General features: G+C 60.3%; 16 protein-coding genes and 3 pseudogenes. 15 read left to right on the top strand and 4 right to left on the bottom strand.

Features of this window, described 5'->3' with window-relative positions:
* The first annotated feature begins 7 nt into the window (after positions 1-7).
* The 3 genes and pseudogenes from OMP38_RS36015 (at position 8) to OMP38_RS18635 (ending at position 2,528) form a co-directional block, all read left to right on the top strand.
* On the top strand, positions 8-292 hold the full coding sequence (locus OMP38_RS36015; RefSeq protein WP_420869708.1) for a nitrate reductase molybdenum cofactor assembly chaperone: 285 nt from the start codon (positions 8-10) through the stop codon (positions 290-292).
* A 2-nt stretch (positions 293-294) separates the two neighbouring features.
* Positions 295-968 (top strand): annotated as a pseudogene (gene narI, locus OMP38_RS18640) (respiratory nitrate reductase subunit gamma).
* A gap of 33 nt (positions 969-1,001) precedes the next feature.
* Complete coding sequence (locus tag OMP38_RS18635) at positions 1,002-2,528, top strand: nitrate/nitrite transporter (RefSeq protein WP_277566444.1); 1,527 nt, start codon at positions 1,002-1,004, stop codon at positions 2,526-2,528.
* Positions 2,529-2,635: 107 nt separating this feature from the next.
* Here the strand turns inward: OMP38_RS18635 and OMP38_RS18630 are convergent, their stop codons facing one another.
* Positions 2,636-3,340 carry a Crp/Fnr family transcriptional regulator gene (locus tag OMP38_RS18630; RefSeq protein ID WP_277566443.1) on the bottom strand — a complete coding sequence of 235 codons (705 nt, stop codon included), beginning with the start codon at positions 3,338-3,340 and terminating at the stop codon, positions 2,636-2,638.
* Positions 3,341-3,484: 144 nt separating this feature from the next.
* Here OMP38_RS18630 and OMP38_RS18625 point away from each other — a divergent pair, with 144 nt between their 5' ends.
* Entirely contained in the window at positions 3,485-4,816 is a 1,332-nt protein-coding gene (locus OMP38_RS18625; RefSeq protein WP_477100076.1) for a molybdopterin molybdotransferase MoeA, read from the top strand.
* Positions 4,813-5,616 carry a YwiC-like family protein gene (locus OMP38_RS18615; protein WP_277566442.1) on the top strand — a complete coding sequence of 268 codons (804 nt, stop codon included), beginning with the start codon at positions 4,813-4,815 and terminating at the stop codon, positions 5,614-5,616. The genes OMP38_RS18625 and OMP38_RS18615 overlap by 4 nt, the downstream gene beginning before the upstream one ends.
* Before the next feature lie 57 nt (positions 5,617-5,673).
* Here OMP38_RS18615 and OMP38_RS18610 read toward each other — a convergent pair whose 3' ends face one another.
* Both OMP38_RS18610 and OMP38_RS18605 read right to left on the bottom strand, forming a co-directional pair.
* Complete coding sequence (locus OMP38_RS18610) at positions 5,674-6,120, bottom strand: YlbF/YmcA family competence regulator (RefSeq protein ID WP_277566441.1); 447 nt, start codon at positions 6,118-6,120, stop codon at positions 5,674-5,676.
* Positions 6,121-6,231: 111 nt separating this feature from the next.
* Positions 6,232-6,879: a multicopper oxidase domain-containing protein gene (locus OMP38_RS18605; protein ID WP_420869675.1), complete on the bottom strand. Its 648-nt coding sequence runs from the start codon at positions 6,877-6,879 to the stop codon at positions 6,232-6,234.
* Between the two features lie 161 nt (positions 6,880-7,040).
* Here OMP38_RS18605 and OMP38_RS36010 point away from each other — a divergent pair, with 161 nt between their 5' ends.
* Positions 7,041-7,247, top strand: a complete 207-nt coding sequence (locus OMP38_RS36010; protein ID WP_420869674.1) for a hypothetical protein — start codon at positions 7,041-7,043, stop codon at positions 7,245-7,247.
* 141 nt (positions 7,248-7,388) lie between these two features.
* On the opposite strand, the gene OMP38_RS18600 is transcribed toward OMP38_RS36010, so the two are convergent.
* Complete coding sequence (locus tag OMP38_RS18600) at positions 7,389-8,072, bottom strand: helix-turn-helix domain-containing protein (RefSeq protein WP_277566440.1); 684 nt, start codon at positions 8,070-8,072, stop codon at positions 7,389-7,391.
* Positions 8,073-8,371: 299 nt separating this feature from the next.
* On the opposite strand from OMP38_RS18600, the gene OMP38_RS18595 reads away from it, so the two are divergent.
* The 9 genes and pseudogenes from OMP38_RS18595 (at position 8,372) to OMP38_RS18555 (ending at position 18,821) form a co-directional block, all read left to right on the top strand.
* The gene (locus tag OMP38_RS18595) at positions 8,372-9,466 is read left to right on the top strand and encodes an FG-GAP repeat domain-containing protein (RefSeq protein WP_277566439.1); all 1,095 of its coding nucleotides are present in this window, start codon (positions 8,372-8,374) and stop codon (positions 9,464-9,466) included.
* Positions 9,467-9,471: 5 nt separating this feature from the next.
* Positions 9,472-10,521, top strand: a complete 1,050-nt coding sequence (locus tag OMP38_RS18590; RefSeq protein ID WP_277566438.1) for a Gfo/Idh/MocA family protein — start codon at positions 9,472-9,474, stop codon at positions 10,519-10,521.
* 163 nt (positions 10,522-10,684) lie between these two features.
* Positions 10,685-11,956, top strand: a pseudogene (gene melA, locus OMP38_RS18585) (alpha-galactosidase); the annotation flags it as partial.
* 141 nt (positions 11,957-12,097) lie between these two features.
* Positions 12,098-12,658, top strand: coding sequence for a Uma2 family endonuclease (locus tag OMP38_RS18580; protein ID WP_277566437.1), 561 nt, complete (start codon positions 12,098-12,100; stop codon positions 12,656-12,658).
* Between the two features lie 103 nt (positions 12,659-12,761).
* The gene (locus OMP38_RS18575) at positions 12,762-13,643 is read left to right on the top strand and encodes a DMT family transporter (protein ID WP_277566436.1); all 882 of its coding nucleotides are present in this window, start codon (positions 12,762-12,764) and stop codon (positions 13,641-13,643) included.
* A gap of 182 nt (positions 13,644-13,825) precedes the next feature.
* Complete coding sequence (locus tag OMP38_RS18570; RefSeq protein ID WP_277566435.1) at positions 13,826-15,208, top strand: ABC transporter substrate-binding protein; 1,383 nt, start codon at positions 13,826-13,828, stop codon at positions 15,206-15,208.
* A 72-nt stretch (positions 15,209-15,280) separates the two neighbouring features.
* Entirely contained in the window at positions 15,281-16,480 is a 1,200-nt protein-coding gene (locus OMP38_RS18565) for a low temperature requirement protein A (protein ID WP_277566434.1), read from the top strand.
* A gap of 912 nt (positions 16,481-17,392) precedes the next feature.
* Positions 17,393-17,797, top strand: coding sequence for a DoxX family protein (locus OMP38_RS18560; protein ID WP_277566433.1), 405 nt, complete (start codon positions 17,393-17,395; stop codon positions 17,795-17,797).
* A 51-nt stretch (positions 17,798-17,848) separates the two neighbouring features.
* Positions 17,849-18,821, top strand: a pseudogene (locus OMP38_RS18555) (ring-cleaving dioxygenase).
* Positions 18,822-18,859 lie beyond the last annotated feature (38 nt).

The raw sequence follows: 18,859 nt of genomic DNA, 5'->3' as shown, positions 1-18,859 counted from the left end.
GCCCGCGCTGCTCGAACTGAAGCGGCGCTATGCCGAGGCGGGCTTCGAGCTCGTCGGCAGCGAGCTGCCCGACTACCTGCCGCTCATGCTGGAGTTCGGCTCCGCCGCGCCTTGGGAGGCAGCGGAGCGCGTTTTCGCCGGCGCGGCGGCGCCGTTGTCCGCGATCCGGGAGGAACTGGAGGCGGAGCGGAGTCTTTACGCAGGGCTATTCGGACTGCTGCTGCAGATCGTCGGGACGATGGCGCCGGCCTCGGACCTTGAGGCGGCGCCGGCGGGAAGCGGGGGGAACTGAGGATGGCGGATCTATTGCTGTGGGGCGTGCTGCCGTATGGGGTCGTCGTGTTTTTCCTGACCTCGATTCTCTGGCGATATGCGACGAATCCGTTCGGCTGGACGTCCAAATCCAGCGAGATGCTCGAGAAAAAATGCTTCGATGGGGCAGCCTGCTTTTTCACTTCGGGCTTCTGGCCGTCCTGGCCGGACATATCGCAGGCTTATTGGTGCCTGTATCCGTGTACCGTTATTTAGGTGTTAGCGATGAAGCTTACCATATGGCGGCCGTCTCCGGCGGGCTGCCGGCGGGCGTCGCTACGCTGGCCGGCGCGTTGATCCTGCTTTACCGCAGGATGACCGTGCCGCGCATCCGCTCGACCAGCAGCGCGGGAGACAGGGTCGCGCTCGTCATGCTGGCGATCGTCCTGATTACCGGCCTGACAGCCACCACGCTTAATGCGGTCAACCACACGGATTTCGACTACCGCACGACGATCAACCCCTGGCTTCGCGGCCTGATCGTATTCCGGCCCGATCCCGACTTGATGCGTACCGTGCCGATCGCGTTCAAGATTCACATCCTGACGACCTTTGTTTTGTATCTGGTATTTCCTTTTACGCGGTTGGTGCATGCCCTCAGCTTGCCGCTTGGTTACCTGAAGCGCAGCTACGTCGTCTATCGCCGCCGCGGCTAATATCGTTCATCACAAAAAAAAGGGGAAATGTCCGTGAAAAATACCGGAAAGCTTCAGCTGCCGCTGCAGACCGTCAGTTTGATCGCGGGCTTCATGACCTGGGTCATCCTCTCGTCGCTGCTGCCTTATATTAAGGAAGATATCGCGCTGACCGCGCAGCAAGCTACCTGGGTGACGGCTACGCCGATCATTCTGGGGTCGATCCTGCGGTTCCCGCTCGGCTTCTGGACCAACCGGTTCGGCGCGAGATGGAGCTTCACCATCAGCTTCGTCGCGCTGCTCTTCCCGGTTTTCTACATCAGCGTCTCCGATTCGTTCTTCGATCTGATCGCGGCCGGCTTTTTCTTGGGCATCAGCGGCGCCACCTTCTCCATCGGGGTCACCTCGCTGCCTAAGTACTATCCGAAAGAGCGGCACGGCGCGATCAACGGGATCTACGGGATGGGCAACGTGGGCACGGCCATCACGTCGTTCATGGCGCCGTCGATCGCCTCGCATATCGGCTGGCAGCCGACCGTTCGCCTATATCTCTTCCTGCTGGCCGGACTGGCGTTGTTCAATCTGCTGCTCGGCGATGCCAAGGAACCCCGGTTCACCGTCTCGCTGAAAGAGCAAGTGCGCGCCGTCTATAAGAAAGACAAATTGTGGCTCCTCAGCCTGTTCTACTTCATTACGTTCGGCTCCTTCGTCGCCTTCACCGTCTACCTGCCCCAATTCCTCATCAACAACTTCGGACTGACCAAGGTGGACGCCGGATTCCGCACGGCGGGCTTCATCGCGCTGGCGACGGTGGCCCGCCCCGTAGGCGGATGGCTGTCCGACCGCTGGAATCCGTTCAAAGTGCTGATGTTCGTGTTCGCGGGTCTCACCTTGTCCGGGGTTCTGCTGTCGTTCTCCTTGTCCTTCAGCTGGTTCACCTTCGGCGTGCTGGCCGTCGCGCTCTGCGCGGGCCTTGGCAACGGGGCTGTGTTCAAGATGGTGCCGATGTACTTCTCCAAGCAAGCGGGCGTCGTCAACGGCATCGTCTCGGCGATGGGCGGTCTCGGCGGCTTCTTCCCGCCGCTCGTCCTGACGACGCTCCTCAGCGTCACCGGCCACTACTCGATCGGCTTCATGGCGCTGTCCGAGTTCGCGCTGGTCAGCTTCGTGCTGATCATCTGGATGTTCTATCAAGAAAAGCTGCGCTTGTCCGCCAACATCCTGGAGCATACGGTCGAGGCGATGCTCGTCACGGATACGAACAGCGTCATCCAGTTCGTCAATCCCGCGTTCACGGCCGTCACAGGCTATACGGCGGCGGAAGCCGTCGGGCAGAAGCCGAGCCTGCTCAAGTCGGGCAAGCAGCTCAAGCCTTTCTATGACGAGTTGTGGCGCTCCGTTCGTGAGCATGGCTACTGGCAGGGAGAGATTTGGAACAAACGCAAAAACGGCGAGGTCTATCTCGAATGGCTTAATATAACGGCCATCAAAAACGATGCCGGCGAAGTGAAGTATTATGCGGGCATGTTCAGCGATATTAGCAAGGCGAAGACAAAGGATACGGGAAACGCGGCCTCATGAATCGCATGAATCTCATGAAGGCGGGGTCGCTTATTCGAACGCAGAAATAGAAAAATGCCCCGAAGCCGCTAGCGGGATTCGGGGCATTTGGCTATTGGCGGCGCGATCTAACGCTGCTCTCTTTGCAGCTTCAGCGCCTCAAGGTCGATGAGGACGATGCGGCTGCGGTCGACCTGGAGCAAGCCTTCCTTGCTCATTTGACTCAGGAGCCGGTTGACCGTCTCCCGCGTCGTGCCGACCGAATTGGCGAATTCCTGGTGCGTCATCGGGAGATTGATCGTAATCTTGCGTTCGTCCGTGTGGCCATGCTGTTCGGCGAGCTGGAGGAGGAAGGCAAGCACGCGATGCTTGATGTCCTGACCCGACAGCACCTGCAGCTTTTCCTGGAGCTCCCGGATCTTCGCGCCCATCACGTGCATCATCTTGATGGCGATCGAGGGCGTGCTCATCATTAGAAGCTCGAACTGCCTGACCGGGATCGCGACGAGCCGCGTATCGACGATCGCTTCGGCGGTGGCGGGATACGGATGCTGGTTGAAGAAGCCGGTGTGGGGGAACATATCCTCGGTTTTCAGGAACGAGACAATCTGCTCATGGCCGTTTTCGTCCGTCTTGTAAGTTTTGACCAAGCCGTCCTGGATGAAGTAGACCGCTTCCTTGTCGCTTCCTTCCGTGAAGATCACCGTTTTTTTGGCGGCGAAGCGCGCGATCGCGATCTCCTCGACGCGCCCCAGCTCCGCGGCGCTCAAGTCTTGGAACAGCGGCACAAGCCGCAAAAAATCGGACGTGCTATCCTTCGTCACCGTCATCATCCTCTCCTGTGCGGCAATTGCTCGTATATCATCTATTCGACTAGAAAAATCAGCGTTTGGGCTTGCCGCTCGCGGCCGCCGTTCGACAATTGTGCGGCGGGCGGAAGCAGGCAGGCCGTCGACCGGCAAAGGAGGCAGAACGTAATGGAGGAAAGGGCAAGCGACGCGAGCGCCAAGTTCCATCGGAGGGCGCTGGCCGTAACCGGGGCACGCGAGCTTCTGTTGAGTCGGATCAGCCCGGCAGGCGAGGTCGAGACAGAATTGACCGAGGCCGTCGGCCGAATACTGGCGGAAGACGTCAGGACGGCGGAGCCCCTGCCGCATTTCAGCAGGTCCGGCATGGACGGCTATGCCGTCCGGAGTGCGGACACCGGAGGCGCGAGCGCGGCCAGGCCCGTCGAGCTGGAGGTCGTGCAGCACATCCCGTGCGGGACCGCGCCGGCGCTGCCGATCGGCCCCGGCCAAGCCGCGAGGATCATGACCGGCGCCATGGTGCCCGAGGGCGCGGACGCCGTCGTCATGCTGGAGATGACGGAGACGATATCGCGCGGCGGCCGGGAGCGCGTACGGCTCCGCAAGACGATCGAACGCGGAGCCAACGTCGCCCCGGTCGGCGAGGAGGCGGCCCGGGGCGACGTCGTGCTCCGCGCAGGGGAGCGAATCGGCGCCGGTCAGGCCGCGCTGCTCGCCGCGCTGGGCTATGCCCGAGTGCGGGTGTCCCGCAAGCCGGTCGTCGCGGTCGTCTCCACGGGAACGGAGCTGCTGCGGATCGACGAGCCGCTGGCGCCCGGCCGGATCCGCAACAGCAACGCGTACATGCTGGCGGCGCAGATCGCGTCCGCCGGGGGCGAGCCGCGGCTCGCCGGCGCCGTGCCGGACGACAGGGAGAGGGCGGAGCGGATGATATACGACCTGCTTAACGCGGACATCGATATGCTCCTGACGACCGGCGGCGTCTCCGTAGGCGACTATGACGTAATGGCGGATATTTTTCTTAGCTGGGAAGGAGAGACGCTGTTCAATAAAGTCGCGATGCGGCCGGGCAGCCCGACGACGGCGGGCATATGGAGAGACAAGGCGATGCTCGGGCTGTCGGGCAATCCGTCGGCGTGCTTCGTCGGCTTCGAGCTGTTCGCGAGGCCGGCGATGGCCGCCATGCAGGGCAGCGCCGAGCTTGAGAAGCCGGGGATGACCGCTTATCTGGAGGCGGACTACCTCAAGGTCAACGGCTTCGCGAGGTATGTCCGGGGGGATCTGGCATTGCCGCGAAGGGCGGAATCTGGTCCGGCCGGCTGGAATGGACAAGTCGAGCGAGCTGTTGTCCATCGGGTCCGCAGACTGTCTCATCGCGCTCCCGCCGACCAAGACGGGCTTCAAGGCCGGTACGCTGGTCGATATCGTCCCGCTCCGGGGAGGGATGGCGCCGTGAAAAAGAGAGGCATCTTCATCTCGCTTGCGGGAGGGATCGCGCCGTGAAAAGGGGAGACATCGTCATCCCGCGGGAGCATGGCGGCTGGGCGATGGTCGGCGTGCCCTTTTTGTTCGGCATGATGGCCGGCCATCCGCGATGGGTGCATGCGCCTTTGTTTTTGGCCTGGTTCCTTTTTTACTTGAGCTCATACCCGCTGCTGCAGGCAGTCAGACGGAGAAGAGACAGCGCGCGGTGGCTCCGGTGGGCCGCGCTCTACGGGGCGGCCGCGATGATCTGCCTGATTCCGCCGCTGCTGGACGACCCGACGCTGTTGTACTTCGGCATTCCGCTGACGCTGCTGATCCCGGTGCTTGCCTGGCATGCCAAGCGCAAGTCCGAGCGCGCGATCTGGAACGATCTGTGCGGCATCCTGATCTTCTCACTGGGAGGAGCCGCCGCTTATTTATACAGCGGAGGCGGCTGGGATCGCGATATGGCGGCGATCGTCCTGTTTTCCTTCCTGTACTTTTCGGGCACGGCGTTTTTCGTCAAGAGCGTGTTCCGCGAGCGGAAAAACAAACGCTGGACGCGGTACGCCTGGGCGTATCATCTGTTGCTGCCGTTCGTTCCCTTGGCGATCGGCTATCCGTACTTGGCCTTTGCTTTTCTCTTTCCGCTGGCGCGCGCGCTCGCCTTGGCCGGACGCGCTATGCGCCCTATGACGGTCGGCATGATCGAGATCGGGGGGAGCGGCGCAGTTTCTGATCTTGGCCGTCCTGTTGTTCATGTAAACGAGAGGTTGTCTGTTAATGCCGGGAAAGCAAAAACGGGACGAAGCGGCTGCTTCATCCCGTTTGCATGGTAGGCCGATGATCCGGAAGACCGTCTTGCGCTGCTGCAGGACATCCCCTCTCTTCGCGAATCAGACCGTTGGGTCGTCCCGCGATTTCCGCTCAGTGTCCGCCGCAATTGCCGCCGCAGCCGCAGCTTCCCTTGACGACCTCTTTTTCGCCGGCAGCCGGTTGAACTCTACCGTCTTCATGAAGAATTGGCTGACCAGGTTATGGAGATGGCTGAATTCCCGCTGGGCGTATAGGAACTGGCGGATCACTTCGTTCTCGTACAGGGCTTGTTCCTGCCGATCGTATAGCTCCATCTCCGTCTCGGACGTCTCCTCGGCTTGCCGTTCCTTCTCCTCGAGGACGCGGTGCAGCTCCATGAAACGCTCATATTGCGCGGTCGCGTCGGAATCCGCGGCGAACCGGTCGATCGACGCCCGCAGCGCCTTGTAAGCCTCCTGTTCCAGCAGTCCCGCGCCGAGCTCTTCCATTTTCCCGTATACGAAGTCTGTATCCAATTTAACGATCATTCGCTCGTCCTCCTCGTCAGGTTGTACGTTACTACTTTACAATGGACCTGGCCCTCCGGCTGTGATCGGCCTCACACTTGGAGCGATCTGCGGCGTCGGATGTCGAACCATCTAATGTCCCATCGGCATGCCGCCGTGGTCCGTTCCGTCCTTCGTGACCCGCAGCACGGCGACAGCTCCTTTGGCGGCGTCCTTGAATTGGTGCGTGACGATCGGATAGTCTCCCTCCTCGAGCACCGTGAATTCGACGACGGCCCCGCCTCCTGCCGGGATGAGCGCCGTCTGCAGCCCGCGCTGCACATTGGCGGGGTTGCCGTCGGCGAAGACCCGGTCGAGGATCGTGCCGACCACGTGGAAGGAGGAGACTTCGTTCGGCCCGGCATTGACGACGTACAGCCGGATCCGTTCGCCGGGCTTCGCGAGCAGCGGATGCTTGGACAGCGCGAAGTCGGAGCCGTTGAACACGACATATTCCGGCGCTTCGCCCAGCATCGCATCGTAGTCGTTTTCCTTGTACCATTCGCTCTGCACGAGCGTATATTCGCGGTCGACCGAGGCATCGCCGGGATACCCGTCCTTCGGTTCCACGATGATCATGCCGTACATGCCGTTGCCGATATGCAGCAGGACAGGCTGCGTCCCGCAGTGGTACATGAATACGCCGGGCGTATCGGCCATGTAGGTGAACTCGCCCTCTTCGTTCGGCATCACGTCGATAAATTTCTTGCTGGGCGCGGCATGCACGGCGTGCAGGTCCACCGAGTGTTGCATCGAGGGGGTCGATGTTTTTTAAAACCAGATGAATCGTATCGCTCTCCTTCACCCGAAGCACGGGCCCGGGCACCGTGCCGTTAAACGTCCATGCCGCGTAGTATTCGTCCTCCGAGATCTCGACGCTCGTCGTCTGAGCGGTCAATTCAATGCGGACCGTATGGCCTTGCCGAACCACGACCGGGGGGACGGGCGGCTTTTTGACGAAGGCTTCGTCCGAAGCGGAAGCCGCCGCCGGCCGATCCGATCGGCTTGACCCGTCGCAGCCGGAGACGGCCAGGGCAAGCAGCGCGGACAGGCAGACGACGGCGGCTGACTGCAATTTTCGTGACATAGGCTGGACCTCCTCGCGTTAATAGCGGTATGTCACAACCATACGATATTTGACGACGCGACATTGTGACGGGAGACACAGAGGGCGAACGATTTTCGCGCGTTCGAGCCCGATTTCCCGCGGTTGGTCCTGATCTCAGCCTTCCTGATCGCATGCTTCCATTCTAATCGACTTCGCGAGCCGCAGCCCGGTAGCGCCCCGGCGATACCCCGGTCGACTTTTTGAACAGGTTCTGGAAGTACGTCTCGCTCTTGTAGCCGACCTTCTCCGCGATTTCGGCCATCGGCAGCTTCGTCGTCTCCAGATACTGCTTGGCCACCTCGATGCGGTAGCGGATCAGGTACTGAATCGGACTCATCCCCGTCTCCGCCTTGAACACGTGGATGAGATGATACGGATTCGTATAAGTCAAGCCGGCAAGCGTCTCGAGCGTGACGTCGTACGGATAGTTCTCTTCCATATATCGTCTGGCCAGATGCACGAGCTCCTTGTTGGGGCGCCGCTTCACCTGATCCTCGGCCGAATAATGCAGCAACCGCGCGATGCGGCCCGTCAGCGCGCGCAGCAATCCGTTCGCGACGACCGCCGACTCGGGCAGCGGGCTGCTCCATTCTTCGATCATGTCGACGAACAGCTTCTTGATCGGCAGAAAATGCTCGTGCAGCTCCAGCATAGCGGACTGCGAGGAGCCCGACAGGCAGTCGGCCGGCATGCCTTGTAGTTGAAGCCCCGTGTACGCGACGTAGACGGCGGCGAATTTGTCGCTGGTCGACCTTTCCTCGTGCCAGATGCCCCGGTTGTACAAGAGCAAGCTGCCCGCCTTGCCCCGATAGCGTTTGCCGTCCACGCGAAATTCCCCCTTCGCCCTCCAGGATCAGGAAAACCTCGCCGTTCAGCTCGTGCTGGTGAAGCGGGAAAAGAAAGGGCGCGCCCTTGCTTCCGTGAATGAGCGACCCGCTCAGGATCTCGGGCGTCCCGGCGACGATCGAGTGCCGCATGGCCATTCTCCTCCGAATCTCAATTTTCAATAGCCAAATCCCGCAACTCTCCGCATTGTCCCTTGATCTGTCTGTATTGTAGATTATAAGCGACGAGAGGTTCAATAGCGCTTTCATAACGAATCCATAGATTCGCGGAGAAGGGGACATGAGCGAGATGGCCATTCATTTCAATAAACGGAAGCTGAGCGACGAGACGTTCGAAGCCTGCTCCGTCTTCGACGTCGACGGCGACGGCGTGCTCGATATCGTGAGCGGCGGCTACTGGTACGAGGGCCCCGACTTCGTCCATAAACACAAGATCTGCGAGCTGGCGACCTACGCGCATTATCGCGACGACTTCTCCGACTTCCCGATGGACGTAGACGGGGACGGACGGATCGACATCGTGACGGGCTCCTGGTGGGGAGGCGCGCTCAAGTGGCGGCGCAACCCAGGGAACTCGGACGCGGAGTGGGAAACGATCGAGATCGATCCCTCTACGCCGATCGAGACGATCCGCTACTTCGACATCGACGGCTGCGGCGTGCCCGAGATTTTCCCCAATACGCCCGAGTCGCCGCAAGCCTTCTATAAACTGATCGTAGACGAGAACGGCAAGGGCACGGGGGAGTTCAGCAAGACCGTCATCTCCGAGGGGAAAAGCGGACACGGCATGGGCTTCGCGGACATTACCGGCAACGGCCGCACGGACATCGTGCTGTCGAACGGCTGGTTGGAGCAGCCGGAGGATCCCTTTGCGGGACCGTGGACGTTCCATCCCGAGTTCTCGCTCGGCTCGGCCAGCGTGCCGGTGCTCGGCTATGACGTAAACGGCGACGGCCTGTGCGACCTGATCGTCGGCCAGGCGCATGACTACGGCCTGCACTGGTACGAGCAGCGCCGCGAAGCGGACGGCTCCCGCAGCTGGATCCGCCATGACATCGATACGACGGCATCGCAGTACCACGATCTGATGCTGGTCGATATCGACCTCGACGGCGAGCCGGAGCTGGTCACCGGCAAGCGCTATCTGGCCCACGACAACGATCCCGGCTTCGACGATCCGCTCTTCCTGTATTACTTCAAGATCAATGGCGGCGCCTTTGAGAAGCATGTCATCGACTACGGACCCGCGGGCGAGGGCTCGGGCAACGGCATTTATATGTGGATCCAGGACATCACCGGCAACGGCTACCCCGACATCGTCGCGCCGGGCACGGAAGGCCTCTATTTATTCGAAAACTTGGGACCCAGGGAGTGAGCGCGATGAGCAAGCTGAAAATCGGATTCGTCGGCGTCGGCGGCATGGGGCAGATGGCGCATCTGTCCAACTACGCGGTATTGCGCGATCAATGCGAGGTCGTGGCGCTGGCCGAGGTGCGCCCGGGACTCGCGCGCACGGTGGCGGACCGCTACGGCGTACCGACCGTGTATGCCAATCATCTGGAGCTGCTGCATGACGCAAAGGTGGATGCGATCGTCGCGCCGCAGCCGTACCGCACGCATATCAACCTCATCCCCGACATTCTGAAGGCGGGCATCCCGGTGTTCACCGAGAAGCCGATCTCGCTCACCGTCGAGGCGGGCGAGGAGCTGGTCCGGCTCGCGGACGCGCACGGCACGCTGCATATGGTCGGCTACCACAAGCGCTCCGACCCCGCGATGGAATACGCGAGCAAGGTCATCGAGCAGTGGAAGGCAAGCGGCGAATTCGGCAAGCTGCAGTACGTCCGCGTCACGATGCCGCCTGGCGACTGGATCGGCGGCGCGGACGCGCCGCTGAATTCGGACGAACCGTATCCGGACGCCGCGCTTGAGCCGGGGCCTGCATCCTTCACGGACGAACAAACCCGCCAGCTGGATTCCTTCGTCAACTATTACATCCATCAGGTCAACGCGATCCGCTTCCTGCTGCGCGAGCCGTACAAGATCACGTTCGCCGACCGCCGCGGCGTGCTGCTCGCGGGCGAGAGCGACGGCGGCGTCACGGTCGCGCTCGAGATGGCGCCTTACCATACGTCGACCGAGTGGCACGAGAGCCTGCTCGTCTGCTTCGAGCGCGGCTTCGTCCGCGTCGACCTGCCGCCGCCGCTCGCCCGCCAGCAGGCGGGCAAGGTCACGATCATGCGGGACGGCAACGGCGCGCCGTCCTACGAGATTCCCGTCATGCCGAACCTGCATGCCATGCGCAAGCAGGCGATGAACTTCATCGCCGCGGTGCGGGGCGAGCGTCCGGCGCCTTGCGAGTCGAAGGAGGCGCTGGAGGACCTGAAGCTCGCCAGGGATTATATCCGCTTGATGCAGCAGTACCAATAAAGCGCGAAGGGACGGGATCGTATGAGAAGAGTCGCGATCATCGGAGCCGGCAGCATCGTTTTCTGCAAGACGCTGATGCTGGACATCATGGCGACGCCGGAGCTGGAGGATACCGAGTTCGTATTGATGGCCCCCCTCCACCGGCAAAACCTCGCAGGTCAAGGCGTTCGCCGACCAGGTCATCGAGAAAAACGGGCTCAAGTCGCGCGTCCTCGTGACGACCGACCGCAGGGAGGCGCTGGCCGGCGCGAGCTATGTCATCACGTCGTTCCAGGTGGGCGGCGTGTCCGCCTTCGAGCTGGACTACAAGATTCCGATGAAATACGGCGTCGACCAGTGCATCGGCGATACGCTCGGACCGGGCGGCGTATTCCGCGCGCTGCGCAGCATTCCGGTCATCCTGGACGTGGCGCGGGATATGGAGGAGCTGTGCCCGAACGCGACGCTCCTGAACTACGTCAACCCGATGGCCATGATCTGCTGGGCGCTCGGCGAGACCAACATTCAATATGTCGGCCTGTGTCACGGCGTGCAGACGACGCTCGACCTGATCGCGGGCTATACCGGCGTGCCGAAGGAAGAGATCGACTACGTCTCCGCGGGGATCAACCATATGGGCTGGTTCACGAAGCTGTCCCACAAGGGCCAGGACCTTTACCCGGCGCTTCGCGAGAAGTTCGAGCAGCCCGAATTCTACGTCAACGAGAAGGTGCGCGGCGAGGTGTTCCGCCACTTCGGTTACTTCATGACCGAGTCGACCGGCCATTTGTCCGAGTACGTTCCCTGGTTCCGCAAAAACCGGAAGGCGCTCGACCTGTACTGCGACGAGCCCTCGTTCGGCGGAGAGTCCGGCGCGTACTATTCCTGGTGCGCGTACGTCGCCGAGAAGTACAAGGACCAGGACATTCTGGCGGACGAATCGTACGATTTGCCGCCCCGGAGCGTGGAATACTGCGCTTATATCATCGAGGCGCTCGAGACGGGCAAGACGTTCAAGTTCAGCGGCAACCTGCGCAATAACGGCATGATCGCCAACCTGCCTGCAGACTGTTGCGCGGAAGGCGCCGTATTCGCGGACCGCACGGGCATCCACCGGACCGTCATCGGCGAGATCCCGCCGCAGTGCGCGGCGCTCAACATGACCAACATCAACGTGCAGCGGCTGGCCGTGCTGGCTGCCAAATCCGGCGATCCGGAGACGGTCGTGCAGGCGATCGCGCTCGATCCGCTCACGTCGTCTGTGCTGACGCTGAAGGAGATCCGCGACATGGTCACGGAGATGCTGAACGCGCAGCGGCAGTGGCTGCCGCAGTTCGCAGGGCGCCTGCCGCGTCAGACGCCGACGATCGAGACGCCCGAAGGCTTGCAGCGGGCCGAGGTGCCGATCGATCCGGCGTTGGCGGTGTTCTCGCGGTTCGGCGAGCTGGCGAAGTAAGGTACGGAACCCCGCGTCGGGGGATTGACAGTTTCGTCCTTTTTCGACCATAATGAGGGAAATGATCGGGGAAGCACCCCGCAGAGCGCGCGATGGATCGCGGGGCTTTGCGGGGTGTTTTTGCGTAAGGGGCGAGGGACAGTGGAGGAGAAGATAGACGCAGGCAAGAGGCTGGTCAAGAAGACGCACGGTACCCGGTTCATTGACGAGCGCTATGAAATTATCGGCGGCGTACGGTACGACTTTCTCACCTCGCCGAATTTCGTGCACCAGGATATACTGGGACAGTTGTTTCTTGCGTTCCACGCCTCCTGTGCTCAGGATGGGGTGATCCTGCTCGCGCCGATGGACGTCCACTTCGACAAGGACAACATTTTGCAGCCGGACCTGCTGTATATTAGCCGGACGCGCAGCGACATCATACGGGATGGCTATGTTTATGGCGCGCCGGACTTGGTCGTCGAGATTTTGTCCGACAGCACGGCGCGGAAAGACAAGACGATTAAGAAGGCGACTTACGAGCGGTTCGGCGTCGCCGAATATTGGCTCGTCGAGCCCGAGTACCGGCTGGTCGATCAGTTCGTGCTGACCGAAGGAGAATACCGGCTCATCAAAACGTGGACGGAGGAGGAAGCGATCGTTTCATCGGCCGTGCCGTGTCTTGCCGTGAATTTATCCGAAATATTCCGGCAAACGATCTAGCCCGGTTTTTAGTGCAATTGGTACGGATTTCTGCATTGTCCCGCTCCCCGCTTCTATAGTAGAGTAAGTCCATCCATACACCGGGGAGTTTGACATCCAGACCATGCACAAGTCCGCTTTAACTCAATTAATCGTATCCATGGCCATCTTCGGCTCGGTCGGCTTCTTTTCCTCGCGCACGGGCCTGCCGGCCGTAGAGCTTGTCTTCGTCCGCTGCGTATGCGCCTTCTCGATCCTGCTCGCGGCCTGGCTGCTCACCGGCAGCTTCAAACGAGAGCGCTGGGACGCCAGGGAGACGCTCATCGTCATCGCGTGCGGCGTATCGAACCTGCTCAATTGGGTGTTTCTGTTCACGGCGTTCAGGCTCATATCCGTCACGATCGCGATCTCGCTGTACCATCTGGCTCCGATTCTCGCGCTGATCGCGGGCGGCCTCATCTTCCGGGACAAGCTCGGCAGAACGGCGATCCTCTCGCTCGCGGGATGCTTCGCGGGTACGCTGCTCATCATGGGGGCAGGCGGCTTCGGCGGCTCTGTTTCAAGCTGGAAAGGCATGGTTTGCGGCGTTCTGGCGGCCTTATTCTATGCGGCGACGATGCTGCTCGGCAGAAGCGTCCGGCAGACGAGCGTGTATGCGACGACGTTTATCCAGATGGCGATCGGCCTGGCGCTCCTGCTGCCGTTCGTGCATTTCAATGCTTATGAAGGGCTCGCCCGCGCCGATTGGACCTATGCCGTCACGACCGGCATCGTCCATACCGGGTTCGTGTACCTGCTCTTTTTCGGCAGCATTCGTCGCCTCCCGTCGCCGGTCGTCGCGGTGTTCGTCTTCGTCGATCCGGCGGTCGCCATTCTGCTCGATATTGCCGTAGACGGCTTTCGGCCGGACGGGCTGCAGTCGGCGGGCATCCTGCTGCTGTTCGGGAGCCTGCTCGCCGCGTTCGCGATGCCGAGCGGAAGGTGGGGGAGGCACGTGGAGAGATAGGCGCTTCCGGATGGGCGCGCGATGTGAAAGTCCCGGTCAGCGAGAAGGATCACGAGGTCTCGGTGGTGAGTGCCGAGGCTTCTTTTTGTTGCAGTTATCCAATGACGTAAAGAAAAGGTGGATAATTGCTTCATCATCACTTAAAGTAAAAAATGGAAATTATGATCGAATTGAGGGTGTTCATGTTGAAGAAAATTATAATCGCGATGTCGATGGCTTCTCTATTAGCCGCCGGCTGCGCCAAGGAGCCCGAGCTGCCGGAGCCTGTCACGATTAAGGTGCTCGCCTGGAACGCGAACGTGTTCAATGCAAAATATGGCAGCTTTTATATTGCTACGCATCCCGACGACGATCTGGAAGTCATCTCGGTCGTCGAGCGGCTCGAACAGAACGGCGGCGGCGACCCTGACGCGGTCGTGGACGAGCTGATCGAGAAGGAAAACCCGGACGTGATCGCGCTCCCGCACAACTTCTTTGAGCGGGCGAGAGACAAGAGCGCATTGCAACCGCTAGACGATCTCGCCAAGAAGGCCAGGTTCGATCTAGCCGGGATCTCCCCTTCCGTAATCGACGCGTTAAGCGCGGAAGGAAAGCTGTTCGGATTGGCGGCCACTTTTACCGGACACGCGCTTTATTACAACAAGGCACTCTTTGATCGCTATAAGATCGCTTATCCGACTGATTACATGACCTGGGACGAGGTGTTCGCTCTGGCGACGCGATTCGCCAAGGCGCCCGCCGGCGATGAGCCTGCCGAATTCGGACTCGACTACGCTTCTTCGGTAAATCCGTTCATGATGGCGTTAAATATTGGCGAAACTGACGGGATAAGCGTGTATGCGAATGGCAAGTTCACGTTAAATACGGAGGCATGGGAGCATATTTTTCAGAACGTGAAGTCTTGCCTCGCATCGGGAGCTTGCCTGGACAGGGCGAAGACGAACAAGCCGGCTGTATCGAGCCTGAAGGAGAGCCAGTTGAATGACATGCCTTTCCTGAATGGTCGGGTAGCGATGGCGGTGAACGACTCGCGGCTCTTCCGAACGCTGGGCGGGGGCGGATATGAGTCGATCGAATGGGGCATGGCAACCGTGCCGGTGAGCGAGCGAGAGCCGGATACGGGAGCGGCGGCGGTGCCGGACGACGTACTCACGATCCCCAAAAATGCGCCTCAGCCTGCCGCGGCGTGGCGGCTGCTCCAATATATCGGTGGCGAGGACTATGCCAAAGTGCTCCCGCGCATCGATCCGTCAAGCTTGTCGGCCAGAAATTTGGGAGACGATCAGTCCGACGACGACAAGGCGGTTTTCTACAAGCTCCGGCATCGAAATCCATCGTTTGCCGCTTCCTTAAGTGCGCTGTCGGTGACGGTACTCAATCGGATCGAAGAGATCTCTCGCATGTATACGCCGCAGGCGATGTCCGGGGGAAGTGTCGGTCGCAGATGTCCTGAAGCGCATGGAGTCCGAAATGCAGTCGGCGTTGGATCGCGAAAAAGAGAATTCGGAGAGCGATTCACCCAAGACGCTAGGCCGCGAATAAAGCTTGGGGAAATGAAACTTTAGCCAAAGAGCCGGCGTTCTCTGCTATACTCAGCTTTAAATGAGAAGAGAGCGAAGAGGAGGAGGATCGCCGGCATGGCGCAAACGCATCACAGACCCGAGCTTTTTCGCAGCAGAGGCCTAAGCGATTCGGGCAAGGTTTCGTTTATCGAACTGTTTTTCGATTTGATTTTCGTATTCGCCGTCACGCAGCTGTCCCATTCGCTGCTCGAGAACTTCACGTGGATGGGCGCGCTCCATACGGCCATGTTGACGATGGCGATATGGTGGGCATGGAACTACACGACCTGGGTCATCAACTGGCTGAGTCCCGACGCGCTTCCGGTACGAATTATGCTGTTCTCGCTCATGCTGATCGGCCTCGTCATGTCCACGTCGATTCCCGAGGCGTTCGAGCATGCCGGCCTGTATTTCGGCATCTCGTATGCCGCATTCCAGATCGGTCGTACCGCCTTCACCGTATGGGCGCTCGGGCACGGCGCGCCGGTCAATCAGATTAACCTGGTGCGGATTCTATGCTGGCTCATTTTATCCGGCGTCTTTTGGGTCGCGGGCGGGACGCAGGAGGGCGAAGTCCGACTGGCGCTATGGGGCGCGGCGCTGCTCATCGACTATGTCGCGCCGTCGCTCGGTTTCTGGGTACCTCGAATCGGCCGCTCGACGGCTGAAGACTGGGCGGTCGAAGGTTCGCATATGGCGGAACGCGCCGGGCTGTTCATTATTATTGCGCTCGGAGAGTCCATTATCGTCATGGGCGCCACCTTTGCCGGATTGGAAAGGAATGCGGAGACGGTGTTGGCGTTTCTCGTCTCGTTCTTGGGCACGGTGTCCATGTGGTGGATTTACTTCGAGACGACGTCGCGCATCGGCCATCACTATATCGTGAACGCGAGAGTCCCGGGAGAACTGGCGAGAGCGGCCTATACGTATACGCATCTGCTGCTGGCGGGAGGCATCGTGCTGTCGGCGGTGGCGGACGAATTTCTGCTCGCGCATCCTGCCGGGCACCTTGATCAGGGCGTGGCATTGGTCATTTTGGGTTCCCCGGCCCTTTATCTTCTGAGCAACGCGATCTTTATCTGGATCGTATCGCGCATGTTCGCGGTTCCGCATGCGACGGGGCTTGTCGCCCTTGGCGCGCTTGCGGCATTCTCCCATGCACTGAGCCCGCTGGTCCTGTCTGCCTTGGCCGTTTTTGTTCTGCTGGCCGTCGCCGTCTGGGGCAGCCGATTCTCCAGCCGCTTGTGCACGCTCGTCCCCAAGCATCACGGCTGAACCATACAGTCCAGCCATTCGCTGCCGGAGCAGCCGTCCGTATGACGGTTCCGGTGGCTTTTTTTTGCGTGCGAATGCTTACGTCAGCGTGCCACTCTGCCGAGGAAGTCCAATGTAGAAACAAACCGGCTCTTCGCCACACCGCCACATCGCAGGAAGTCCTATATAGAAACAAACCAGATCTCCTGGACATCGCCGTATCGCAAGAAGTCCCACCTAGAAACAAACCGACTCTCCGCGAAACCGCCACGCCGTAGGAAGTCTCATGTAGAAACTATCCGGCTCTCCGCGACACCGCCACGCCGCAGGATGTCCCATGTAGAAACAAACCGGCCCTCCGCGACACCGCCGCACCGGGGGGAAGTCCTATGTAGAAACAAATCAGCTCGCCACGACACCACTGCGCCGCGGGAAGTCTCATGTAGAAACAAACCGTCTCGCCGCCACACCGCCACATCGCTGGAAGTCCCGCCTAGAAACCAACTGGCTCTCCACAACACCGTCATGCTGCTGGAAGTCCCATGTAGAAACAAACCTGCTCACCGCCACACCGCCGCGCCGCAGGAAGTCCCGCCTAGAAACAAATCGGTTCTTCGCGACATCGCCATGCTGCTGGAAGTCCCAACGAGAAACAAACCAAGCAAGCGCGAAAAATAGCCTTCCCCAAAATCTCAAAAGGGGTGTTGACAAATTACTCGAAATCAATTATCTTTAATTCAAGAGATAAACGAACTCAACAAACCGCGAAATGAGGAATGACGAATGGCCGGCACGATGAAGTGGACAGTGACGAGGTTGATTCGAGCGCAAGGCATTGGCTGGCGGGAACCGATTTAGAATGCGAAGTTTTCGCCACCCTAATATCTTTAATTAAAGAAAATTAAAACTAACATTTTAAAGGGGAGAATTATCATGATGGATACGGGATTGCTGATCATTCGGATCGTCGTAGGATTGTTGTTCGTGGGGCATGGCGCCCAGAAGCTGTTCGGGATGTTCGGCGGCTACGGCCCGAAGGGGACGGGCGGCTGGATGGAGTCGGTCGGCATCAAGCCGGGCGTCGCGATGGCTGTAGCCGCGGGACTAATGGAGCTGCTCGGCGGCGCATTGTTCACGGTGGGCTTGATGACGCCGGTGGCCGCGGCGCTTATCGCGCTCGCCATGATCGGCGCGATCGTCAAAGTCCACGCACCCAACGGACTGTGGGCGACCGCCAACGGTTACGAATACCCGCTCGTGCTGCTGGCCGTCGCGATCGGAGTCGCCTTTGCCGGCGCCGGCGCATATTCGCTCGACAGCGCGCTCAACTTATTTTAACCAACAAAACCTAAATGCCGCTTCCTAATAAAAACAAGGAGTGATTTAATCATGACGATCCAAACCGCAGGCATCCACCATATCACCGCATTCGCCAGAAATCCGCAGGAGAACGTCGACTTCTACGCCGGCGTCCTGGGCCTCCGTCTCGTTAAGAAGACGATCAATTTCGATGCCCCCGAGGGTATACCACCTCTACTTCGGCGATAAGTCCGGCAGCCCCGGCACGATCATTACCTTCTTCCCGCATCCGAACTCCCGCAAGGGCCGGGTCGGCGGAGGCCAGGTCGGCGTGACGACTTACGTCGTGCCGGTCGGCGCCTTGGGCTTCTGGGAAGAACGCCTGTCCGGCTTCGGCATCTCGTTCGAGAAGACGTCGCGCTTCGGAGAGAACTTCGTGCAGTTCGAAGACAACGAAGGCCTGCGCCTGGAGCTCGTCGAACGCGAGGAAGGCGCGAACAGCGAATGGTCGTTCGGCGGCATCACGCCGGATAAGGCGATCAAGGGCTTCGGCGGCGCCATCCTGTTCAGCGCGAACGTCAAGCAGACTGGCGCGGTCCTCGAGCATGTGCTCGGTATGGAGCGCGTCGGCGAAGAGGACGGCTACACCCGCTACCGGGCATTCGGCGACATCGGCAACATCGTCGACGTCCCGACGGCCGACATGCCGTGGGGGACGCCGGGCGCCGGCACGATTCACCATATCGCCTGGAGAGCGAAGGACTTCGATGAGCACGTACAGTGGCAGCAAACGGTCAGCGAAGCCGGCTTCCATCCGACCGAGGTCATCGACCGCCAATACTTCAACGCGATCTACTTCCGCGAGAGCGGCGGCATTCTGTTCGAGATCGCGACGGATCCGCCCGGATTCGCGAACGACGAGCCGGCCGACGCTTTGGGCGGCAAGCTGATGCTCCCTTCGTGGTACGAGCCGCACCGCGAGCAGATCGAAGCGAACCTGCTGCCGATCGAAGTGCGCGAATTAATTCCCCAGGCTCTTCAATCCGAACCGGATTCGGTGTAAATTGGAGAGGTGCGCGCAAGTAAAATAAACCAATTCAT

This window comes from Cohnella ginsengisoli (genome assembly GCF_029525555.1).
In the GTDB taxonomy this organism is placed as follows: domain Bacteria; phylum Bacillota; class Bacilli; order Paenibacillales; family Paenibacillaceae; genus Cohnella; species Cohnella ginsengisoli.
Note: the sequence above shows the minus strand (reverse complement) of the source record. Positions and strands in the feature narration are given on the sequence as shown.

Coding starts and splice junctions, on each gene's coding strand:
- OMP38_RS18565 (WP_277566434.1), top strand. CDS start 15,281: ATGGCGCAAACGCATCACAGACCCGAGCTTTTTCGCAGCAGAGGCCTA.
- OMP38_RS18560 (WP_277566433.1), top strand. CDS start 17,393: ATGATGGATACGGGATTGCTGATCATTCGGATCGTCGTAGGATTGTTG.
- OMP38_RS18625 (WP_477100076.1), top strand. CDS start 3,485: ATGGAGGAAAGGGCAAGCGACGCGAGCGCCAAGTTCCATCGGAGGGCG.
- OMP38_RS18630 (WP_277566443.1), bottom strand. CDS start 3,340: ATGATGACGGTGACGAAGGATAGCACGTCCGATTTTTTGCGGCTTGTG.
- OMP38_RS18610 (WP_277566441.1), bottom strand. CDS start 6,120: ATGATCGTTAAATTGGATACAGACTTCGTATACGGGAAAATGGAAGAG.
- OMP38_RS36010 (WP_420869674.1), top strand. CDS start 7,041: ATGCGGACCGTATGGCCTTGCCGAACCACGACCGGGGGGACGGGCGGC.
- OMP38_RS18575 (WP_277566436.1), top strand. CDS start 12,762: ATGCACAAGTCCGCTTTAACTCAATTAATCGTATCCATGGCCATCTTC.
- OMP38_RS18590 (WP_277566438.1), top strand. CDS start 9,472: ATGAGCAAGCTGAAAATCGGATTCGTCGGCGTCGGCGGCATGGGGCAG.
- OMP38_RS18570 (WP_277566435.1), top strand. CDS start 13,826: ATGTTGAAGAAAATTATAATCGCGATGTCGATGGCTTCTCTATTAGCC.
- OMP38_RS18595 (WP_277566439.1), top strand. CDS start 8,372: ATGAGCGAGATGGCCATTCATTTCAATAAACGGAAGCTGAGCGACGAG.